This window comes from Staphylococcus succinus (assembly GCF_029024945.1).
Lineage (GTDB): Bacteria > Bacillota > Bacilli > Staphylococcales > Staphylococcaceae > Staphylococcus > Staphylococcus succinus.
Map to the genome: position 1 here is coordinate 1,931,367 of NZ_CP118976.1, position 20,503 is coordinate 1,951,869.

The window sequence follows — 20,503 nt, forward strand, 5'->3', positions numbered from 1 at the left end:
GAATACATCAATGCTAAGCTTTCATAAGCTTTTCAAAAGCGTCTAATTTTTGCTCAAATACCTGACAAGCTTGCTCAATTGGTTCAGGTGTCGTCATATCTACGCCCGCATTTTTAAGTATTTCTATAGGATAATTAGAGCTACCTTTTTTCAAGAATTCATTAATATATCTTTCCACAGCAGGTTGGCCTTCTGTTAAGATTTGTTGACTTAAACTTTGTGCAGCACTATATCCAGTTGCATATTGATACACATAATAATTCATATAGAAATGAGGGATTCTTGACCACTCTTTACTAATATCTTCATCTGTTTCTACTGAATCACCAAAATATTTTCTATTTAATTCAGCATATTCTTCATTCATGCGGTTCGCAGTAAGTGGCTCCCCTGCTTCCTCAATTTGATGAATCTTGTGTTCAAATTCTGCAAACATTGTTTGTCTAAATAATGTTGCACGGAAACGTTCTAGCTCTTGGTTAAGTAATAATAATCTACGATCATCGTCCAAGTGTTTATCCATGTAATCACTTAGTAACGCTTCATTGCACGTAGAAGCTACTTCTGCTACAAAGATTGTATAGTCGCTTGAGTTTGGTGGCTGATTTTGACGACTAAAATAGCTATGCGCTGAATGACCAAATTCATGTACTAATGTATATAAATCTGATACTGTATTCGACCAGTTCAATAATATAAATGGATTTGTTAAATGTGCGCCTGAAGAATATCCTCCTGAGCGTTTACCTTTATTTTCATAAACATCAACCCAGCGATTATTCAGTCCTTCATCAACAACCTTCATGTATTCTTCTCCCATTGGCTGTAGTGCTTTGACCATCCAATCTTTAGCTTCTTCATATGGCATTTCAAATTTCACATCTTTAACTAAAGGTGTATACAAGTCATACATCTTCATGTCCTCTAAGCCTAATAATTCTTTACGCAATTCAGTATAACGATGTAATAAAGGTAAATAGTCATGAACTGTTTTCACTAAATTATCATATACTGCTTCTGGAATATGATTTCTACTTAATGCAGCTTCTCTCGCAGTATTATAATTATGTGATTTGGCATTAAATACATTCTTTTTAACTTCTCCTGCTAAAGTAGCACTTAATGTATTATTGTACGCACCATAAGCTTTATATAAATTTTCAAAAGCTGATTTTCTTAAAATACGATCGTCAGATTCTAAACATTTAATAAATGTCCCTTGTGTCAGCGTATGATGGTTTCCATCTTTATCTATCGCATCTTCGAATTCTAAGTCAGCATTACTAAACATGCCATATACATTATCTGCTGTTGATAGTGCATCTTGTGCTTCTGTTAATAATTTTTCTTTATCCGCACTTAGTACATGTGGACGCTTCTCATTAATTAATTTTAAATCGAATGCATAACGTTTCAAATCATCGTTAGTTTCAATAAATTGTTGGATTGTACTTTCTTCAATTTGTAAAATTTCTGGTACTAAAAAGCTCCAACCTGAACTAAATTTAATAATAAGCTGATGTGCACGTGATTCATAGCCCGTATATTTATCATTAGCTGTATCTTGATCTTGTTTTAAGTGTGCATACACATAGACTTTTTCTAATTTTGAACCTAATTCATCTTCTAAAGCTAATGCATTATATAATGTTTGTGCATCATCACCTAAATGACCTTGAAACTGTTGCTCTTGTCCTAATTCATTTTCTACTTCTTTAAAAGCAGCTTCAAAAGCTTCATCACTTTCAAATATAGTAGTTAAATCCCATGTATATTCTGGATATTTACGTTCTTGTTCTTCTCTTGTTAATTGTTGACTCATAATAATTAGTAAACCTCCTAATAAATTCCTTAAGATAATTTTCTCACGTCACAGTAAATTTTGCACGCTATTCACTTCAGTAGCAACATACAATTGTTGAAATTGTCTTACAACTTTTCGAACGATTTTTTCTTTATCTATATTGTCCATATAAAATGGATTAAACTCTATTAAACCTAAAAAGAGTCGCGCTTTATAGTCCTTGTTGTGTAACATGAAAAGCAATTGTAATTGCCAATAGATAGGATGAGATTTGATATATAATTGTTCGGGGAAAATCAGTCCCAAATGATTACATACCCATGTTTCCGTTATACGTAAATTATACATAACGCTTAAGGATGGTTCCAATACAGTGCGTTTAAGTCGGCACTGTTTAATATAACGGCTGACGGCTGTTGGTTTAAGTTTGAATAATAGATTATTGTCTTCATCTGCTGGTTTAAGTATTAAAGCCCCTATCGAGACTTTGTTTCTTTTAGCAAAATAGAGTTGACCGCCTAAAAATTGTAATGCGCTATATTGATACAGTTGCTGTGTTTCCTCGTCCCAAGCAAATAATCTACGCTCATCATTATTAATAAATGTTCGCTCATAATTACTTAGTTTTAGTGTTTGCAATATTTCATTGTAATTAGGGTTTTTGATAATCCAAATCACACTATAACCTAAAGCTAATAATGATTTAGTTCTTTTTTGAATTTGAAAAATCGGTATTTGAGAAAATTGAATTTCTATTACATTCGTATGATTAATAATTAAATCTGGATATTGATAACTTTGAGGTACATAAGGTTCCAGTGCAACATCAATAGCATGATACTCGAACCATTGCGCAAGTAAATATTTAAGTTGATAATGTTCAAAGGTTTCTCCTTTATGACAATAATAATCACTTTTATTTTTATGTGCAAAATGTGCTCTCTTAATACCACCATTTTTGAAGATAACACTTCTATTACAATGAGGGCACATATAATTCAGCCCTTTTACTGCTTGATTAGCTAGAACAATTGAGTTGGTTTCGCTTTTAGCACGTAACATTGATACATCACCCCATACTATTACACGTTTAAGCCCATATGATTACTTTTCTATATTCATATCTTTCAGCTTAAATTCTGTTTTGACTCATAATTTCATTATATTTCTAAAATCTTTGCTAATTGATTGTATACAAAAAAGACCAATTAGATTTTGAAATCTAATTGGTCTCTATAAAAATATTGCTTTATAACCCGAATGCTTTATCATCACTTATATTTATCTTCAATCATTTACTCAATTTAATTATTCTGTGGTACTTGGAAAATAACGACGTACTTGTGATGCTACATTATGGCTCATAATAATTTTAGCATAGTCGTTTAAATATACTTCTGATTTGTCAGTAGGATATGCGAACTCAAGTAATTGACTATAGCTATCATTAATTGCTTCTTGATCTACGGATTCATCAAAGTGAATAGCATAATAATAAATATTATTAAGACTATATAATAAATCTTCAAATTCATCAGTTTTTTGATTGTTGTGATGTGCATAATCAATAACTTCTTCTAAATCATTGAATTTAACAATAACTGTGCGCGTATTTTGTTGCTTACGTTCGTTATGCTCTTGTTGTTGTGCATTCTCTTTTTGCTGTTGGCGTTGTTCAAATAAATCTTCTAAACTATCTTCTTGATCAAAAGTTTGTGACAACAAATCATTGACTTGATAATCAAGTTGTTCATTATCGTCATCTGACATATTAATAAGATCTTCGTTTTTAGATTTAGATATCGTTACTTCCACGCCTTTTTCAAACGCATGCACTTGAATCCAAAGTGGTCCTTCAACAACAAAATCTTCTTCTTCGTTGATTTCTTCCATCATATTCCAAAAGAATTCTTCCCCACGTTTACGATTTGTCCACAAATCTTCACGTTTAAATCCTCTAGCCTCAATATCACTATATGTTATAAATAATTTAACAGTAGTATCGTCAACACGCTCTATTCTCATATCATCTCACTCCTTACAGTCGATGAATAGTAATCATTATTGTATTAGAATATAGTAAAAATTACAATTCATTTGTTTGATTAAATTTTACCATTTCCTATTCGGTCTCTTATATTAACATATCCCCTTGCATAAACCAAAAAAACAGCACTTTATATTTGAGTGCTGTTGCGATTTTGTCATTCTTGTTCACATCAATCCAGCTCGTTTAATGTATACTTGAATAATTAAAGCCCTCGTTTTTGAAATATACGGAGGATGCTGCATCTTTGTTTAAAATAACAAAACCACAAAGCAACATGAATAAATGTCACTTTATGGCTAGTATTTATTATTTATTTTAATCAACCATACGTTGCGCTTCTTGTAATTGGAATGTACGCACTTTTCTTGGTAAGAAACGTCTAATTTCATCTTCATTGTAGCCTACTTGCAAACGCTTGTCGTCTAAAATGATTGGACGACGTAACAAACCAGGATTATCTTGAATAATTGAATATAAATCTTGAAGTGGTAATGCATCGATGTCTACATTTAACTTTTGATAAGTTTTAGAACGTGTAGAGATGATCTCATCTGTTCCGTCTTCAGTCATTTTTAAAATTTGTTTGATTTCGTCAATTGTTAAGTGTTCTGAAAAAATGTTACGCTCCGTATACGGAATGTCATGTTCTTGTAACCATGCTTTCGCTTTACGGCAAGATGTGCAACTTGGTGAAGTAAATAGTGTTACCATACATCTCACTCTCCTATTTTTCATGAATATAATTCATTAGATTTCATTATTTATATGATTAAGAAATATTATAGTAATATTCCGCTTCCTAACCTTACAATCATAGTATACCCTTTCAACATTAAAATTAAATGAGAATTTCTTAATTTTTTTCAAAATGTTTAAAATAATAACTTTTCTCAATAATTATTGACTGAACTCTTAGGTATGCCTATTAGTTTAACATAACTTACAAATGAATGAAATACTGTTATAATGTAGGTAATATGTAAAAATTTAAATTTTAGAAAGTAGGCATCCCAAAAATGGAAACATTATTTTCAGGTATCCAGCCTAGTGGTATACCCACACTCGGTAATTATATCGGTGCATTAAAACAATTTGGAGAAGTCCAAGATGATTACAATTGTTTCTTCTGCATCGTGGACCAACATGCAATTACGGTTCCACAAGATCGTTTGAAATTAAGAAAACAAACGAGACAACTCGCAGCTATTTATTTAGCTTCTGGTATTGATCCAGAAAAATCAACACTCTTTATCCAATCAGAAGTACCAGCACATATTCAAGCAAGTTGGATGCTGACAACCATATCTTCTATTGGTGAATTAGAGCGCATGACACAATTTAAAGATAAATCTTTAAAACAAACTGAAGGTGTGCCTGCCGGTCTCTTAACTTATCCACCATTAATGGCTGCCGATATTGTAATCTACAATACTAATATCGTACCTGTAGGCGATGATCAAAAACAACATATGGAATTAACACGAAACTTAGTAGATCGATTTAATAGTCGCTACAATGACATTTTGGTTAAACCTGAAATTCGCATGCCAAAAGTAGGTGGGCGTGTCATGAGTTTACAAGATCCAACTAAAAAGATGAGTAAAAGTGATGATAATCAAAAAAACTTCATCTCTTTATTAGATGATCCAAATACTGCTGCTAAAAAAATTAAAAGTGCAGTTACAGATTCAGATGGCATAATTAAATTTGATAGAGAACACAAACCAGGTATTTCTAACTTATTATCTATTTATTCAAGTCTTACTGATGAATCATTAGCTGCACTTGAACTCAAATACCAGGATTCAAATTATGGTGTCTTTAAAACAGATTTAGCTGACATAGTAAAAACATTCTTAACTGAATTCCAAGAAAAGTACAATCACTACTATAATTCAGAGGAATTGGATACCATTTTAGATGAAGGTAGAGATAAAGCTCAAAAAGTTTCATTCAAAACCTTGAAAAAAATGGAAAAAGCGATGGGCCTAGGTCGTAAAAGATAAAATCCCTAACACAGTCTAATATGATTAGGCTGTGTTTTTTTATATATCGAGATAACAAAAAGACCACCTCAACTAAAAATGAGATGGTCTTTTTCTTATGGCATAATATTGATCGGTATATTGGTATATTATTTTTTATTGTTACCTGTGTCTCTATCAATATCTTTGTCGATGCGTACCTCTTTCAACGAAGTATCGCCACCGATTTGATGATAATATAAACCTTTAACTTGAGGATTAGTTAAATGCGCTTCCCCTTTTTGATAAATTGGTGCAACCGGTGCTTCTTGTAACATAATTTCTTCGGCTTTTTTCATTGCCGCTTGACGTTCATCTGGCTTTTGTAATAATTTGCCATTCGCGTCCTTGATGAGTTTATCGTACTCTTTGTTACCCCATCCTGTGTTATTAGACGCATTACCTGTCGTCATAATACTTAAGAACGTTAATGGATCTGGATAATCTGGACCCCAACCAGAAAGCGAAGCCTCAAACGTTTCTGAGTGTTCTTGGTTTACCCTTTGTTTAAATGGTAGTTGCTTAATCTTCATCGTAACACCAGGTAAATTTTTCTCAACTTGGGCCTTGATGTACTCTGCCGAAATTTTCTTCTCAGCTGTGTCTTCTGTATTCATCGTGAACGTTAGATTTTTAATACCTAATTCTTTTTTCGCTTTGTCATAATGCTTTTTCGCTGACTTTGGATTATATGATAATGGCGATTGAATCGATTCTGTGAAATCCTTACCGTCAGGCGATTTTGCAGTATACTTAGATGTGAAACCATCTGTCGCTGATGAACCGTCGTTCTTAACAGCATTCACATATCCTTCTTTATCAATGGCTTGAGAAATTGCAAGTCGCAAGTCCTTATTCTTAAATTCAGGAACATTGTCTCTATTTAATTTAATATAAAATGTACTTGCTAACAGTCGTTTTTTCAGGCCAGGATTGCCTTCATACTTGTCCACTTGATCAGCAGTAATAAGCGTATCATCAACTGACCCTGTATCATACAATGAAGCACCCGCTTGTTGATCTTTCAACACTTTATAATTCACTCGATCTAAATGTACCTTTTTCTTATCCCAGTAGTCTTTGTTTTTCACAAGTTGAATTTTATCTTCAACTTTCCAGTCCTCTACTTTGAATGGTCCGTTATAGATTGACTTTTCAGCTGTTGTCCCATATTGTTCTCCATATTTGTTCACTACTTTTTCATTTTGTGGCATAAATGTCGCAAACGCTAACAATTCACTAATATAAGGAATTGGTTTATTTAATTCTACTTTTAATGTATGGTCATTCACAGCTTTAACGCCTAATTCATCTATATCTTTTTTACCTGTATTAATCGCTTCAGCATTTTTCAAATCATACATTATATATGCATACTCTGATGCTGTTTTAGGATTGACGACGCGTTTCCAAGCATATTCAAAGTTTTGTGCTGTTACTGGATCACCGTTCGACCATTTGGCATCTTTACGTAGCTTGATTGTTAACGTCTTACCACCATTACTCTTTTTAGGCATGTATTTCGCTACACCTGGTTGCGCTTTATCATTTTTATCTAATGTATATAATCCTTCATATATTTGGTTAAATACGTCAAATGATACTGTGTCTGTTACAAGTGCTGTATCTAATGATGATATATCCTGTGGTAATACCTTTCTAAATACTTGCCCTTTATCTGAATATACGCCTTCAGCACTACTACAACCTGCTAACACAACAGATAACGCTATAAGTATGGTAAATATTTTAAATTTTTTCATCGAAATCCCCCTTTCCCCTGTTATACAGATGCTTTTTGTATTTGTGATTTTAACGTCTCAGCTTCTTCATCTGTTGTAAATACATAATGACTTGGACGTACTTCATGCAATACTCTTTGGTCATTTTTAGATGTATCTTCTTTAAAAACCGTTCTTTTACGTATTCTTTCACTTTCTGGATCTGGCTGTGGTACAGCAGAAAGAAGTGATTGTGTATATGGATGTAATGGGTGATTATAAATTTCATCCGCACTGCCTAATTCGACGATTTTACCAAAGTGCATGACTGCAATTCTGTCAGAAATGTATTTCACCATAGAAAGGTCATGGGCGATAAATAGGAATGTAATTCCTCGTTCTCTTTGTAGTTTCAACAACAAGTTGACAACTTGCGCTTGGATTGAAACATCTAGTGCTGAAATAGGTTCATCCGCAATAATAAACTCAGGTTCCACTGCTAAAGCTCTAGCAATACCGATACGTTGTCTTTGTCCACCTGAAAACTCATGTGGATAGCGGTTTGCGTGCTCTTTACTCAATCCTACTGTTTCTAATAAATCATATACACGTTTTTTACGATCTTTCACACCAGCAGCAAGTTTATGAATATCAATGCCTTCTGCCACAATATCCATAACTTTCAACCTTGGGTTTAAAGAGGCGTATGGATCTTGAAAAATCATTTGTATTTTTTTATTAAATTTTAATGAGTCTTTACGATTTTTAATCTTTTGTATATCTACACCTTCATACAAGATTTCACCATCTGTAATATCATTTAATTTAATAATTGCTTTACCAGTTGTAGATTTACCACATCCTGATTCCCCTACTAATCCAAATGTTTCTCCTTTAAATACATCAAAAGAGATGTTTTCAATTGCTCTTACTTCATTATGTTTACCTTTATTAAAATATTGTTTTAAATTTTTCACTTGTAGTAACACTTCTTTATTATTGTCCATCAAACGACACCCTTTCTACTTGTTGAGGTTTATCGTAATTTTTTGGCATGTTACGTAAACGTTTTTGTACCATTTCTGGTGGATCAACATGAGGTGCGCGTTCATCTAACAACCATGATTTTACAAAATGTGTTGGCGATACTTGATACCAAGGTGGCGGCGACTTAAAGTCAATATCTAATGCGTATTGACTTCGTTCTGCAAATGCATCTCCTTTGGGTGGATGTAATAAATCTGGTGGCGTGCCCGGTATAGCTAATAGTTCAGTTTCCGATCCTGTTGTTAAATCGGGCATAGATGATAACAGTCCCCATGTATAAGGATGCTTTGGATCATAAAATATCTCATCTACCTCTCCCGTTTCTATCATTTGACCACCGTACATTACTGCAACACGATCTGCAATGTTAGCAACAACCCCTAGATCATGTGTAATAAAGATAATAGACGTGCTTATCTTATCTTGTAATTCTTTCATCAATTCTAATATTTGGGCTTGCATCGTTACATCAAGTGCTGTGGTTGGCTCGTCAGCGATTAATACTTTGGGCTCGCACGCTAATGCAGTTGCAATAACAATTCTCTGTCTTTGTCCACCTGAAAATTGATGGGGATAAGCATTAAACCGTTTCTCTGCATTTGGTAAACCAACCATATTCAAAATCTCTAACGCCCTTTTTTTCGCATCAACCTTGTTATAGTTTTTATGTTTCATCAAAGGTTCCATAACTTGTTTACCAATTTTCATCGTTGGATTCAACGAAGTCATAGGATCTTGGAAGATCATTGAAATGTCTTTGCCTCGTAACTTAATCAATTCTTGTTCTGATTTTTTTGATAAATCATCACCTAAAAAATTGATTTCTCCTTTTTTAATTCGACCTGATTCACGTTGAAATAACTTCGTGATCGCTTTAGTAGTCACGGATTTCCCAGATCCTGACTCACCAACAATCGCCAATGTTTCTCCTTTATCTAAAAAGAAATCGACACCTCTGACTGCTTGCACTTCCCCTGCATCGATATCAAAGGAAACATGCAAGTTGTTAACTTCTAATATTCGTTCTGACATAACTGTTGCCTCCTTTATTATCTACGCATTTTAGGGTCAAATGCATCTCGTAATCCATCACTGAACAAGTAGAAAAATAAGATTAATAAACTTAATATAATTGCTGGTATAAACAACTCATGTGGATGTATCAATAACATCGCTCTACCATCATTAACAAGTGAACCCAATGATGTTTTAGGCGCAGGTACACCAATACCGATAAAGCTTAAGAATGCTTCGAAGAATATTGCATTGGGTACCGTGAACATAGATGTTACTACTACTGCCCCTAATGTATTAGGTAAAATATGTTTGAAAATTAGTTTTAATTTTGAAGCACCTAATGTTTTAGATGCCAACACAAATTCTTGTGATTTTAATTTTAAAAATTCTCCACGCACAACACGACTCATACCTATCCATCCTGTAATAGCCATCGCTAATATAATTGTCCAAATAGATGGTTCAAATATCAGCACGAATAATATAACAACGATAAGCGTTGGAATAGATGCTACGACTTCAATGATACGTTGCATGACATTATCTATACGGCCTCCAAAGAACCCGGATATGGCACCATAGACAACGCCAATAAATATATCTAATAAAGCGGCTACAACACCAATAAACAAAGAAACTTGAGCACCTTGCCATGTTCTTGACCATAAATCTCTACCTAATTGGTCAGTCCCAAACCAAAAATGCTCTTTAACACCAGCTTCTTTATAAGCGTCAACACCTTTTGCACCTTCACCGTCAAAGGGTAAGAATGGTATTTGATCTAGTACTGGAATTTTTGCTGGCAAGTTACGTCTGTCAACATCTTGATCAGCATAATTATGTGCACTTACCAAAGGCCCTATCAATGCAAGTAATACAATAATGATAAGTCCAATCATCCCAACTACCGCTAACTTGTTACGCTTCAATTGCGCCCATGCATCTTGCCAAAAGTTTTTACTTTCTCTTTGCATTTCTGGTTCTTTTGAAATGTCATTGTTACTTCTAATAAAATCAGTTGCCGGAATAGCTTCAGAGGTATGTGACATAACTGCATTTGAATGGTCATCTGTTAATTTTTCATCTCTTTTATCAGCCATCATTTTTTACCTCCTTGTACACGAATACGTGGATCAATAACACCATAAAGAATATCTACAATGAAGATAGAAACAATAAATAGTGTACTGAATAAAATTGTTGTTGCCATAATCACAGGAAAATCATTTGTAGTAATAGATCTAACAAATTGGTCCCCTAAACCAGGCACACCGAAAATATTTTCAATTGTCAAAGTCCCAGTTAAAATACTAGCTAACATCGGTACAATAATCGTAATTACTGGAATCAATGCATTTCTCAATGCATGTCCAAATAACACTCTCATCGTAGAATTACCTTTTGCACGCGCTAATAAAATATAATCTGAACTTAATACCTCTATCATTTCTGCTCTTATGTATCTAGTCACAGTTGCTAGCACTGCTGCTGAGAGTGCTAATGAAGGTAAGACTGCTGTTGATATACCTTCCCATCCGGCGACAGGAAACCAATGTAATCTTACAGAAAACACATATTGTAAAAGTACTGCTAATACAAATGATGGGACAGACACTGCTATAACTGAAATTACTGTGGCTGTGTAATCAACCCAACTGTTTTGCCGTACCGCTGCTATAATCCCCAAAATTAATCCTAATATAACCCCAATCACCATTGCTATAAGTCCCATTTCAAGTGATGGTAATAATCGTGGCTGTATTAATTCCCACACGGGTTGATTATCGTACTGGAATGAATTACCAAAGTCCCCTGTCGCTACATTTTTCAAATAGCTTGCATATTGCACTGGTACAGGATCATTCAACCCATATTTTTCATTTAAAATTTGCTTTTGATCTTCACTTAACTTTTCATCATTAAATGGCGACCCTGGCATTAATTTCATTAAGAAAAATGTAATCGTTACGATAATGAATAATGATAAAATCATATATCCTAAACGTTTCAAAACATATTTAAGCATAAATTATCCCCCTTTATTTTCAAAATAAACATTCCCTTTCAAAATATTCAGAAATATTTAATAACAATTATATATTCAGTTCATCTATTAAGCAATATTGTTTTGCTTTACATTAATAAAGAATATTTTAACAAAATAATTTATTAACTAACAAAAACATTGATATAAAAGAATTTATAGATATTATTATTCTTTTTTAAGTTATATTAAGTTACAATAAATTTATTGAAACTAGGAGGCATAAAAATGAGAAGTAAACACAATATACTCATATGGGGACTTTTCACACCTCTATTATCTTTAGCTTTGTGGCTCTTTAGCGTCCATACTTTAGTGCATTTTATGAATTTACTGTTTTACATATCTACCATCTTAACGATTATATTTTTCATTATTCTCATTGTTCAAGAAGGTGTATTAGATCCTACAAGTTATGGTTTTAGAAGATTAAAATATCAACTCTCTAGCCAAAAACATAGAGATGCTTTAGAAAAAGACACATTTTTCAAACCAGGACAAGTAAAAAAAGATCAATATTTTATTACACCATGGGTAATCACTGGATTTGTTTGTAATATTATATATTTATTATGTTCTATTTTGATTTCATTTATGCTCTAAACGTTACTTAAAACAAAAAAGACTGTAAGAAATATTGTCATCCATTTAACAATATTTCTTACAGTCTTTTATTTTGTATCTAAATGCGGATTATAAAACAAAGCATAATATAGCAGTACAAACCCAAGTAATACGATAACCCCTACATATACCGACATCATCCATTTTACGTACGTTGTCATAAATCGCATACATGAGATTATTTGCCTCAAATATAAGTGAACTCATTCTAAAGAGTACATGAAGTAGATATTATGAAAAGTTTATTTTCATATTAACTACTTTCTAAAAAATAATTTTTTAACAGATCAAAAGTTCATAAAAATTGGTATACAAAAAGTGGATATAATCATCTCACAATTGATTACATCCACTTTTTATTTAGTATATTAGTGATTAAACGTCATTTTTTAATCAGCAAATTTTTTCAATATAATTACCGCATTGTGTCCACCAAAACCTAAACTATTACTCATTGCATAAGTAATATCTAAATCTTCTGCTTTATTAGGCACAATATCGATATCACATTCAGGATCTGGTGTGACAGCGTGAATCGTTGGTGCAATACGACTATCTCTAATTGAAAGTGCAGAGAATATCGCCTCAATGCCCCCTGTCGCTCCAAGTAAATGACCTGTCATTGATTTAGTTGAACTTACTTTCAATGTTTTAGCAGCTTCACCAAATGTATTTTTGATTGCTTGCACTTCTGTTAAGTCTCCAACTGGTGTACTTGTACCATGAGCATTAAGGTATTGTACTTCTTTAGCCTCAATGTTTGCATCATCTAAAGCAGCTTGCATAGCACGTGAGCCACCTTCTCCTTGAGGTGCAGGTGCAGTAATGTGATAAGCATCTCCCGTTGTACCATAACCAACGATTTCTGCATAAATTTCTGCACCTCTTGCTTTTGCTGATTCAAGTGATTCAAGTACAACAATACCTGCGCCTTCACCCATAACAAAGCCATCACGGCCTTCTTGGAATGGTCGACAAGCAGTTTCTTTGTCCTCATTTGTAGATAATGCACGACTTGCGCTGAACCCTGCAATTGCCATTTGAGTAATTGGTGCTTCCGTACCACCAGTAATCATGGCATCTGCATCACCACGTTGAATTATTTTAAAAGCTTCGCCTATAGAATTTGTACCTGTAGCACAAGCAGTGACTGTAGATCCATTAGGCCCTTTAGCACCTAAATCAATAGATACTTGTCCTGTAGCCATATCTGGGATTAACATTGGTACGAAAAATGGGCTTACACGTCTAGGTCCACGTTCTAATAATTGTGAATGTGCAATTTCAAAAGTTTCCATACCGCCAATTCCAGAACCAATCCATACGCCAATTCTATTTGCAGTATTTTCATTAATATCTAATTTAGCATCACTCACTGCTTCTCTTGCCGCGACAACTGCATATTGGGTAAATCTATCCATACGACGTGCTTCTTTTTTCTCGATATGATCTTCAATATTAAAATCTTTTAACTCTCCAGCCAAATTAATATTGAAATCTGATACATCTAAACGAGTAATTTCTTCAATACCATTTACGCCCTTTAATGCATTATCCCACGTCGTCTTTGCATCGTTACCTAGAGGTGATAATGCGCCGATTCCTGTTATTACAACACGTTGTTCTTTGCTCATATTTTATCCTCCTATTTTCCCCATCTCAATGTAACAGCGCCCCAAGTAAGACCGCCGCCAAAACCTACTAACACTAAAACGTCATCGTCTTTAATTTTGCCATTTTCCAATTCTTGCGCAATACTTAATGGAATTGAGGCTGCAGAGGTATTACCGTATTTATCAACTGAAACACTCATCTTTTCTCTCGGTATGCCTAAGCGTTCTCTCGCCGATTCCATAATTCTAATATTTGCTTGATGAGGCACAAACATATCAACATCTTCTGGTTTTAAATTTGCTTTAGCTACTGCATTATTTGATGCTTCGCCCATAATTCTAACTGCAAATTTAAATACTTCACGACCATTCATAAATATTTTGCCATTTTCTGGATTTAAATATAAATATTTACCGCCTGAGCCATCAGAACCTAATTCATAGCTCAGAATACCACGTCCTTCTGATACTTCTCCGATAACGGCAGCTCCTGCACCATCACCGAATAAAATTGCAGTGGAACGATCAGTAAAATCAGTAATTTTAGATAATTTATCTACACCTACAACAAGTACATTCTTATAATCTCCAGATTGTACAAATTGTTTAGCATTAATCATAGAATACATAAAACCACTACACGCAGCGAGTTGATCTAAAGATGCAACTTTACCAACGCCTAATCTCTCTTGAAGGATATTGGCTACTGTTGGAAAAGGAAAATCACCTGTAGAAGTCGCAACTAATATCATATCAATATCAGAGGCTTCAATTCCAGCATCTGCTATTGCTCTTACGCTTGCTTCATATGCTAAATCAGATGTTTCTTGCTCTTCACTAGCCCATCTTCTTTCTTTAATACCAGTCATTTGAGAAATCCATTCATCCGTTGTTTCTAAAAATGTTTCAAAATAGGCATTGTCTACTATATTTTCAGGTGCATATGCACCAAAACCTTTAATACCCACGTCCATGGTCGAACACCTTCTTAATTTATTTTTTATTACCAGGTATTAATTTAACATAATACACATTTCAAATACAAGAACTACCTCTAACATGTGTGTATAATTGCATATTTTATTATAATTTAAAGCATATTTAATTATAACGCAAAAATATGCTTTGATACTTTTCTTACTATACAAATAGCGGTTTCTTATTTATAATAGAGATATATTTATTATATTGGAGGCATTACATAATGAAATACCTCATAGTTCTATTTTGGTCTATTGTCTTATTAGAAATGATTAATTTTGTATTAAATAGTTTAGAGGGTGGCGGGCCACTTAACCTAATCACACCTCTTGTTGTAGCAGTTATATTTACAATTATTGTAGTGTTATTTGATATGGTGATTAAGCCAACGTCCAATGATTCTAAACAGCAGCATTAGGCATATTTTAAACTGTCGACAAAGTATCATTACTTTGTGGCAGTTTTTTATTTAACAAATTATTATAAAAGAGCCCCCGTAAAAGTCTGACAACTGATACGGGGGCTGTGCTATTTTGTGGTTGCTATATTTAATTACCTTTATCACATTTCAGGTTTGATATCTTCAAACGTCAAGCCGTCATCTGATAAATCTATATGAATTGATGTACCTTCTGGTAAATTTTCTCTAATCATTTTACGGGCTAATGGCGTTTCAATTTGTCTCTGTACAAAACGTTTTAAAGGACGTGCACCAAATTGAGGTTCGTACGCTTCTTTTCCTAGCCATGCTTTTGCCTCATCAGAAACTTCTATAGAAATACGTTGTTCCATAAGTCTAATATTTAATTGCGTCAATATTTTATCAACGATTAAACTCATATCGTCGATTGTTAACGGTTTGAAGAGCACAATATCGTCCATACGGTTAATAATTTCTGGTTTGAAATATTGATTCAAGCTTGTCATTACAGATTTTTCGGTAGATTCTGTTATAACACCTGTATCTTTAACATTTTCTAATAAAATTTGTGAACCAATGTTACTAGTCATAATAATGATTGTATTTTTAAAATCTACTTCTCTTCCTTTAGAATCTGTTAGACGACCTTCTTCAAGTATTTGTAAAAGTACGTTAAATACATCTGAATGTGCTTTTTCAATTTCATCTAGCAATATAACAGAATATGGGTTACGACGAACTGCTTCTGTTAATTGTCCGCCTTCATCATGACCTACATAACCTGGAGGTGCACCAATTAAACGAGAGACAGAGTGTTTTTCCATATACTCACTCATATCAATACGAATCATGTGTTTTTCTGAATCAAATAAAGTAGATGCTAGGGATTTAGCCAATTCCGTCTTACCGACACCTGTAGGTCCTAAGAATAAGAAGCTACCAATTGGTCTGTTAGGATCTTTAATCCCTGCACGTGCTCTTACAACAGCATCTGATACTAAATCAACAGCCTTATCTTGGCCCACGACACGTTTGTGTAAAATATCTGCCAAATTCAATAATTTTTCTCTTTCAGTTTCAACTAATTTTGATACTGGAATACCTGTCCATGAGCTCACGATTTCTCCAATTTCTTCATCAGTTACAATTTCTCGAATAATACGGTCAGTGTCTCCACTTTGTTCATCTTGGAACGCTTCTTCCAATTCACGTAATTCTTTCTCTAATGCTGGAATTTTACCATGTTGTAACTCAGCTGCTCTTTCTAAATTATAGTTCGTTTCAGCTTCTTCTAAAGCTTTTCTACTTTCATCTAATTCTGAACGTTTTTCTTGTAATTTAGCAATTTTACCTTTTTCTTCTTCTACCCGTGATTGTATTGCATTTTGTTTTTCTTTTTCATTAGATAATTCTTCTTGTAGTTCTTGTAATCGTTGTTTACTTGAGTTATCGGATTCATTTTTCAATGCAGATTCTTCAATTTCTAATTGCATGACACGTCTATTGACTTGATCTAGTTCTGTTGGGTTAGATCCCATTTCTGTACGTATCGTTGCGCAAGCTTGATCGACTAAATCAATCGCTTTATCTGGTAAGAAGCGGTCAGTAATATAACGATCTGATAATTCTGCAGCTGCTACTATAGCTCTGTCTTGAATACGTACTCCGTGATAAACTTCGTAACGCTCTTTTAATCCACGTAATATAGAAATTGTATTTTCTACATCTGGCTCGGCAACGTTTACTTTTTGAAAACGACGTTCTAACGCTGAATCTTTTTCAATATATTCTCTATATTCATTTAGTGTTGTAGCACCAATACAATGCAATTCACCGCGTGCAAGCATCGGTTTCAACATGTTACCGGCATCCATCGCACCTTCTGTTTTACCTGCACCTACAAGCATGTGAATCTCATCAATAAATAGAATAATTCTACCTTCTGAATCTTTAACTTCTTTAAGCACTGCTTTTAAGCGTTCTTCAAATTCACCACGGTATTTTGCTCCGGCAACTAGAGCACTTAGATCTAATTCAAAAATCGTCTTATCTAATAGTGATTCTGGTACGTCTTTACGTACAATACGTTGCGCTAATCCTTCAACGATAGCAGTCTTACCTACACCAGGTTCACCTATAAGTACAGGATTGTTTTTCGTTTTTCTACTTAAAATTCTAATAGCATTACGTATTTCTTCATCTCGTCCTATAACCGGATCCATATTGCCTTGACGTACTTCTTCAACTAAGTCACGTCCATATTTTTCTAACGCTTCATAATTTGCTTCTGGATTTTGTGATGTCACGTGATTTCCCCCTCTTAATTTTTTTATAATCTCAGTTATCACTTCTTTTTTATTGGCGATAAATTGTTGCGTCGTTTCGTCTATGTCCATCGCAGCAACAATAATATGTTCCATAGAAATATATTCATCTTCATAAAATTTCATATAACTTTCAGCTTTATTAAACAGTTCATTCGTTTTTTGACTAATATACTGTCCGTACTGTACGTTATCGCCTTGCACAGATGGATATTGTTTTAATTTTTCTTTATATGCATTTATCAGTGCTTCTGTTTCAATATTGGCACGTTCTAGAACACTTTTAAATAAACTATCATTCTCTTCAAGTGCTGCCATAAGTACAGCTTCAATTTCAATATTTTGATTTTCATTTTCTTTTGCTAATTCAACAGCTTTTTGTATAGCGCCTTGAACTGCATAGGTCATTTGATTAATATCCAAAATGATTCACCTCACCATTTAGTGTTTGATCAATGGAAAGTAAGTTTGACTTTGACTTTCTTTGACCTTAAGTTTATTATAGTCCTTTTTATTTAGATAATCAACACAAAAGCTTGTATTTTTTCAAATAAAACACTTATACTTCAAGCTATATACATCAATGTTTTGCCCCTTTATTAGCGTGATTAAACCATCATACTTTAACTTATTTTTTATTACATATTTCTGATATTTTAATTGTCTTTAAAAACGAATGAAAGCCCATGCCAACGTTATGTTGAAATGGACTTACTATCGTATTACTTTTCGTTTCGCTTAGGCATAATAAATAAAATTTATTATTTATCCTTTTTAGGAACCATCTGTTTTAATATTTCGTCAGTTAAAGCTTGAACGCCTGAATATTCTAAATGAATACCATCCGGAGCGAAATATTCAGAATGACCTTCTGAACGTTTATGCCAATCTACTAACGTTACATTTTGGCGATTTTTAGCAGCATCAGCCATCAAACTATTTACATGTGATTCATAATTTCTCGGAACGCGCGTGTTTACTAAATAAATTTTGGCATCTCCAAATTTACTTATCAGTTCGTTCAATTGCTCTTTTGAAAAATCACCATTTGTCCCTAGCTCTAGAACTACTTGCTCGTTTTTATTAGCATATTTTTTATAATTTTGCTCAACAAGTGGCATAGCTTCATATAAATTACGTCCAACTTTACCGTCAATATTGGCATTAGGCACATATTTAGTAAAATCTTCTCCAATATCTACCATTACAGAATCCCCAATAAGTAAAGGTTTTAGGTCTGAATATACTTTATTATTTTTATGTGCTTTGGCTTGCTTTTCTCCTGATTTTTCTTTGAGAGAAACAGTTTTAGACTTTTCTTTGAGCTTATGATTGCCTGTAGTATGATAAGACATTTTCTTATTAGCTGTAGTATCTTTACCTAAATGATCAAATGCTCCTGCAAAAATAAGCAGTGACGGGATTAGAATAATGATTAAAGCTACTGTTCGTAAGAATGAAATTTTTCTAAAACGGTTTAACGTGAACGCACGGAAACTATATTTTCTAAACGGTGTTTCGATATAGCGATAAGATAATTCTGCAAAAATGATGGTTACTATCACATCAATAATATACACATAAACAGGAATTTGCCCGTCTACAAAGTAACTATGTAAAAAACTTATCACCGGAAAATGCCATAAATATAAACTATATGAGCGTTTGCCAATGTATACGAATACTGGATTACCGAGTATCCGAGCGAAATATCCTGATGGATGTACTGCACTACTGATTACAAACAGTGTCATTGCTGATATCAAATAAAATCCGCCACTATATATCCAATCACTATTATCATCGACCAAAATAAATAGGCTTAATAAGCAAATAACACTTAATACCCCCACTGTATCAACGACGTGTCTTATAGCAACATTTGGTTTTTTCTTCAATTTAAATGGTGGCCATAAGAATGCTAACATTACACCTAAGAGCATCGTTTGCAGTCTTGTATCGGTTCCAAAATAAACACGGGAATGACCCATATGCGGTTGCGAAATCATAATCATTACAAACAAAGATACTAATGAAATAATCCAAAAAATCAATGTCACATTGCGATATTTGCGAACAGTGAGTAATAAAGTGATTAATACAATTGGAAAGAATATGTAGAACTGTTCTTCAATTGCTAGTGACCATAAATGTTTAAGTGGCATAAACGCAAACTGTTCAAAATAATTTACATCTGAAACAATATACCACCAATTAGATACGTAAAGTACTGCAGCAAATGCATCGTGTTTGATACCAACAATTTGATCTGGTTTTAAAATGAGCGTAGCTAATACCACCACACAAACTAAGACGATAACTGCAGGCATTAATCGCTTAACCCGCCTTAACCAAAAGTTTTTCAAATTAATGATACCTGTTTCTTCATACTCTTTTAATAATAAGCTGGTAATTAAATAGCCTGAAATAACAAAAAATGTATCTACACCTAAGAAACCACCCGTAAGCCATTGCCTATTTAAATGATAGATAATGATGCCTATAACAGCAATTGCTCTTAATCCATCCAAGCCAGGCATATAACGTGTATCGCGTTTTTTATCGCAACGCTTACTTGAATCGTTACTCATTTTCATCATACTTCCATCCCCAAATTTTAAAATAATGCTTTATCTACAGCGTAAATCCACTTTCATTTTACTAGCCGATTGTAATACTTTTGTAATATAAATGCAATTATTTTAATGATTTGTACGATACATTTTTTTATTTTTTCAATAGTTCGAACTTATATAATTTATTAAACGAAGTTTTTGAGTTTTAAAATTAAAAAAAGAACTAACCTCATGATCTCCGCGTTTTGATACGGTTC

16 protein-coding genes are annotated in these 20,503 nt (G+C 33.5%); 3 read left to right on the forward strand and 13 right to left on the reverse strand.

Features of this window, described 5'->3' with window-relative positions:
• Positions 1 to 13 precede the first annotated feature (13 nt).
• The 4 genes from pepF to spxA all read right to left on the reverse strand — a co-directional run bounded on the left by pepF (position 14) and on the right by spxA (position 4,565).
• Positions 14 to 1,822 carry an oligoendopeptidase F gene (pepF, locus tag PYW31_RS09365; protein WP_046837364.1) on the reverse strand — a complete coding sequence of 603 codons (1,809 nt, stop codon included), beginning with the start codon at positions 1,820 to 1,822 and terminating at the stop codon, positions 14 to 16.
• A gap of 48 nt (positions 1,823 to 1,870) precedes the next feature.
• Positions 1,871 to 2,866 carry a competence protein CoiA gene (locus tag PYW31_RS09370; RefSeq protein ID WP_046837363.1) on the reverse strand — a complete coding sequence of 332 codons (996 nt, stop codon included), beginning with the start codon at positions 2,864 to 2,866 and terminating at the stop codon, positions 1,871 to 1,873.
• A 246-nt stretch (positions 2,867 to 3,112) separates the two neighbouring features.
• A complete protein-coding gene (gene mecA / locus PYW31_RS09375) occupies positions 3,113 to 3,829 on the reverse strand; it encodes an adaptor protein MecA (RefSeq protein WP_046837362.1) in 717 nt (238 codons plus the stop codon).
• A gap of 340 nt (positions 3,830 to 4,169) precedes the next feature.
• Complete coding sequence (gene spxA, locus PYW31_RS09380; RefSeq protein ID WP_040030144.1) at positions 4,170 to 4,565, reverse strand: transcriptional regulator SpxA; 396 nt, start codon at positions 4,563 to 4,565, stop codon at positions 4,170 to 4,172.
• 305 nt (positions 4,566 to 4,870) lie between these two features.
• Between spxA and trpS the strand changes: the two genes are divergently transcribed.
• The gene (trpS, locus tag PYW31_RS09385; protein ID WP_046837361.1) at positions 4,871 to 5,860 is read left to right on the forward strand and encodes a tryptophan--tRNA ligase; all 990 of its coding nucleotides are present in this window, start codon (positions 4,871 to 4,873) and stop codon (positions 5,858 to 5,860) included.
• Positions 5,861 to 5,988: 128 nt separating this feature from the next.
• On the opposite strand, the gene PYW31_RS09390 is transcribed toward trpS, so the two are convergent.
• Genes PYW31_RS09390 through opp3b form a run of 5 tightly spaced genes read right to left on the reverse strand, consistent with a single transcriptional unit; the run spans position 5,989 to position 11,689 of the window.
• Positions 5,989 to 7,641, reverse strand: coding sequence for a peptide ABC transporter substrate-binding protein (locus tag PYW31_RS09390; protein WP_046837360.1), 1,653 nt, complete (start codon positions 7,639 to 7,641; stop codon positions 5,989 to 5,991).
• 20 nt (positions 7,642 to 7,661) lie between these two features.
• Positions 7,662 to 8,606 carry an ABC transporter ATP-binding protein gene (locus tag PYW31_RS09395; protein WP_046837359.1) on the reverse strand — a complete coding sequence of 315 codons (945 nt, stop codon included), beginning with the start codon at positions 8,604 to 8,606 and terminating at the stop codon, positions 7,662 to 7,664.
• A complete protein-coding gene (locus PYW31_RS09400) occupies positions 8,596 to 9,678 on the reverse strand; it encodes an ABC transporter ATP-binding protein (RefSeq protein WP_046837358.1) in 1,083 nt (360 codons plus the stop codon). Before PYW31_RS09400 ends, PYW31_RS09395 begins: the two co-directional genes overlap by 11 nt.
• A gap of 17 nt (positions 9,679 to 9,695) precedes the next feature.
• Entirely contained in the window at positions 9,696 to 10,763 is a 1,068-nt protein-coding gene (opp3C, locus tag PYW31_RS09405) for an oligopeptide ABC transporter permease (RefSeq protein ID WP_046837380.1), read from the reverse strand.
• On the reverse strand, positions 10,763 to 11,689 hold the full coding sequence (gene opp3b, locus PYW31_RS09410) for an oligopeptide ABC transporter permease (protein ID WP_046837357.1): 927 nt from the start codon (positions 11,687 to 11,689) through the stop codon (positions 10,763 to 10,765). The genes opp3C and opp3b overlap by 1 nt, the downstream gene beginning before the upstream one ends.
• Positions 11,690 to 11,935: 246 nt before the next feature.
• On the opposite strand from opp3b, the gene PYW31_RS09415 reads away from it, so the two are divergent.
• Positions 11,936 to 12,310: a DUF3899 domain-containing protein gene (locus PYW31_RS09415; protein WP_046837356.1), complete on the forward strand. Its 375-nt coding sequence runs from the start codon at positions 11,936 to 11,938 to the stop codon at positions 12,308 to 12,310.
• A 410-nt stretch (positions 12,311 to 12,720) separates the two neighbouring features.
• On the opposite strand, the gene fabF is transcribed toward PYW31_RS09415, so the two are convergent.
• The gene (gene fabF / locus PYW31_RS09420; RefSeq protein WP_046837355.1) at positions 12,721 to 13,965 is read right to left on the reverse strand and encodes a beta-ketoacyl-ACP synthase II; all 1,245 of its coding nucleotides are present in this window, start codon (positions 13,963 to 13,965) and stop codon (positions 12,721 to 12,723) included.
• 11 nt (positions 13,966 to 13,976) lie between these two features.
• Positions 13,977 to 14,918 (reverse strand): beta-ketoacyl-ACP synthase III, encoded by a 942-nt coding sequence (locus PYW31_RS09425; RefSeq protein ID WP_046837354.1) that lies wholly within the window; start codon positions 14,916 to 14,918, stop codon positions 13,977 to 13,979.
• A gap of 230 nt (positions 14,919 to 15,148) precedes the next feature.
• Between PYW31_RS09425 and PYW31_RS09430 the strand changes: the two genes are divergently transcribed.
• Positions 15,149 to 15,343: a YjzD family protein gene (locus tag PYW31_RS09430; protein WP_046837353.1), complete on the forward strand. Its 195-nt coding sequence runs from the start codon at positions 15,149 to 15,151 to the stop codon at positions 15,341 to 15,343.
• Between the two features lie 143 nt (positions 15,344 to 15,486).
• Here the strand turns inward: PYW31_RS09430 and clpB are convergent, their stop codons facing one another.
• Together clpB and PYW31_RS09440 are read right to left on the reverse strand one after the other, a co-directional pair.
• Positions 15,487 to 18,093, reverse strand: coding sequence for an ATP-dependent chaperone ClpB (gene clpB / locus PYW31_RS09435; RefSeq protein ID WP_046837352.1), 2,607 nt, complete (start codon positions 18,091 to 18,093; stop codon positions 15,487 to 15,489).
• Positions 18,094 to 18,431: 338 nt separating this feature from the next.
• Positions 18,432 to 20,261 carry an acyltransferase family protein gene (locus PYW31_RS09440; RefSeq protein WP_046837379.1) on the reverse strand — a complete coding sequence of 610 codons (1,830 nt, stop codon included), beginning with the start codon at positions 20,259 to 20,261 and terminating at the stop codon, positions 18,432 to 18,434.
• Positions 20,262 to 20,503 lie beyond the last annotated feature (242 nt).

Coding starts and splice junctions, on each gene's coding strand:
- pepF (WP_046837364.1), bottom strand. CDS start 1,822: ATGAGTCAACAATTAACAAGAGAAGAACAAGAACGTAAATATCCAGAA.
- PYW31_RS09370 (WP_046837363.1), bottom strand. CDS start 2,866: ATGTTACGTGCTAAAAGCGAAACCAACTCAATTGTTCTAGCTAATCAA.
- mecA (WP_046837362.1), bottom strand. CDS start 3,829: ATGAGAATAGAGCGTGTTGACGATACTACTGTTAAATTATTTATAACA.
- spxA (WP_040030144.1), bottom strand. CDS start 4,565: ATGGTAACACTATTTACTTCACCAAGTTGCACATCTTGCCGTAAAGCG.
- trpS (WP_046837361.1), top strand. CDS start 4,871: ATGGAAACATTATTTTCAGGTATCCAGCCTAGTGGTATACCCACACTC.
- PYW31_RS09390 (WP_046837360.1), bottom strand. CDS start 7,641: ATGAAAAAATTTAAAATATTTACCATACTTATAGCGTTATCTGTTGTG.
- PYW31_RS09395 (WP_046837359.1), bottom strand. CDS start 8,606: ATGGACAATAATAAAGAAGTGTTACTACAAGTGAAAAATTTAAAACAA.
- PYW31_RS09400 (WP_046837358.1), bottom strand. CDS start 9,678: ATGTCAGAACGAATATTAGAAGTTAACAACTTGCATGTTTCCTTTGAT.
- opp3C (WP_046837380.1), bottom strand. CDS start 10,763: ATGGCTGATAAAAGAGATGAAAAATTAACAGATGACCATTCAAATGCA.
- opp3b (WP_046837357.1), bottom strand. CDS start 11,689: ATGCTTAAATATGTTTTGAAACGTTTAGGATATATGATTTTATCATTA.
- PYW31_RS09415 (WP_046837356.1), top strand. CDS start 11,936: ATGAGAAGTAAACACAATATACTCATATGGGGACTTTTCACACCTCTA.
- fabF (WP_046837355.1), bottom strand. CDS start 13,965: ATGAGCAAAGAACAACGTGTTGTAATAACAGGAATCGGCGCATTATCA.
- PYW31_RS09425 (WP_046837354.1), bottom strand. CDS start 14,918: ATGGACGTGGGTATTAAAGGTTTTGGTGCATATGCACCTGAAAATATA.
- PYW31_RS09430 (WP_046837353.1), top strand. CDS start 15,149: ATGAAATACCTCATAGTTCTATTTTGGTCTATTGTCTTATTAGAAATG.
- PYW31_RS09440 (WP_046837379.1), bottom strand. CDS start 20,261: ATGAGTAACGATTCAAGTAAGCGTTGCGATAAAAAACGCGATACACGT.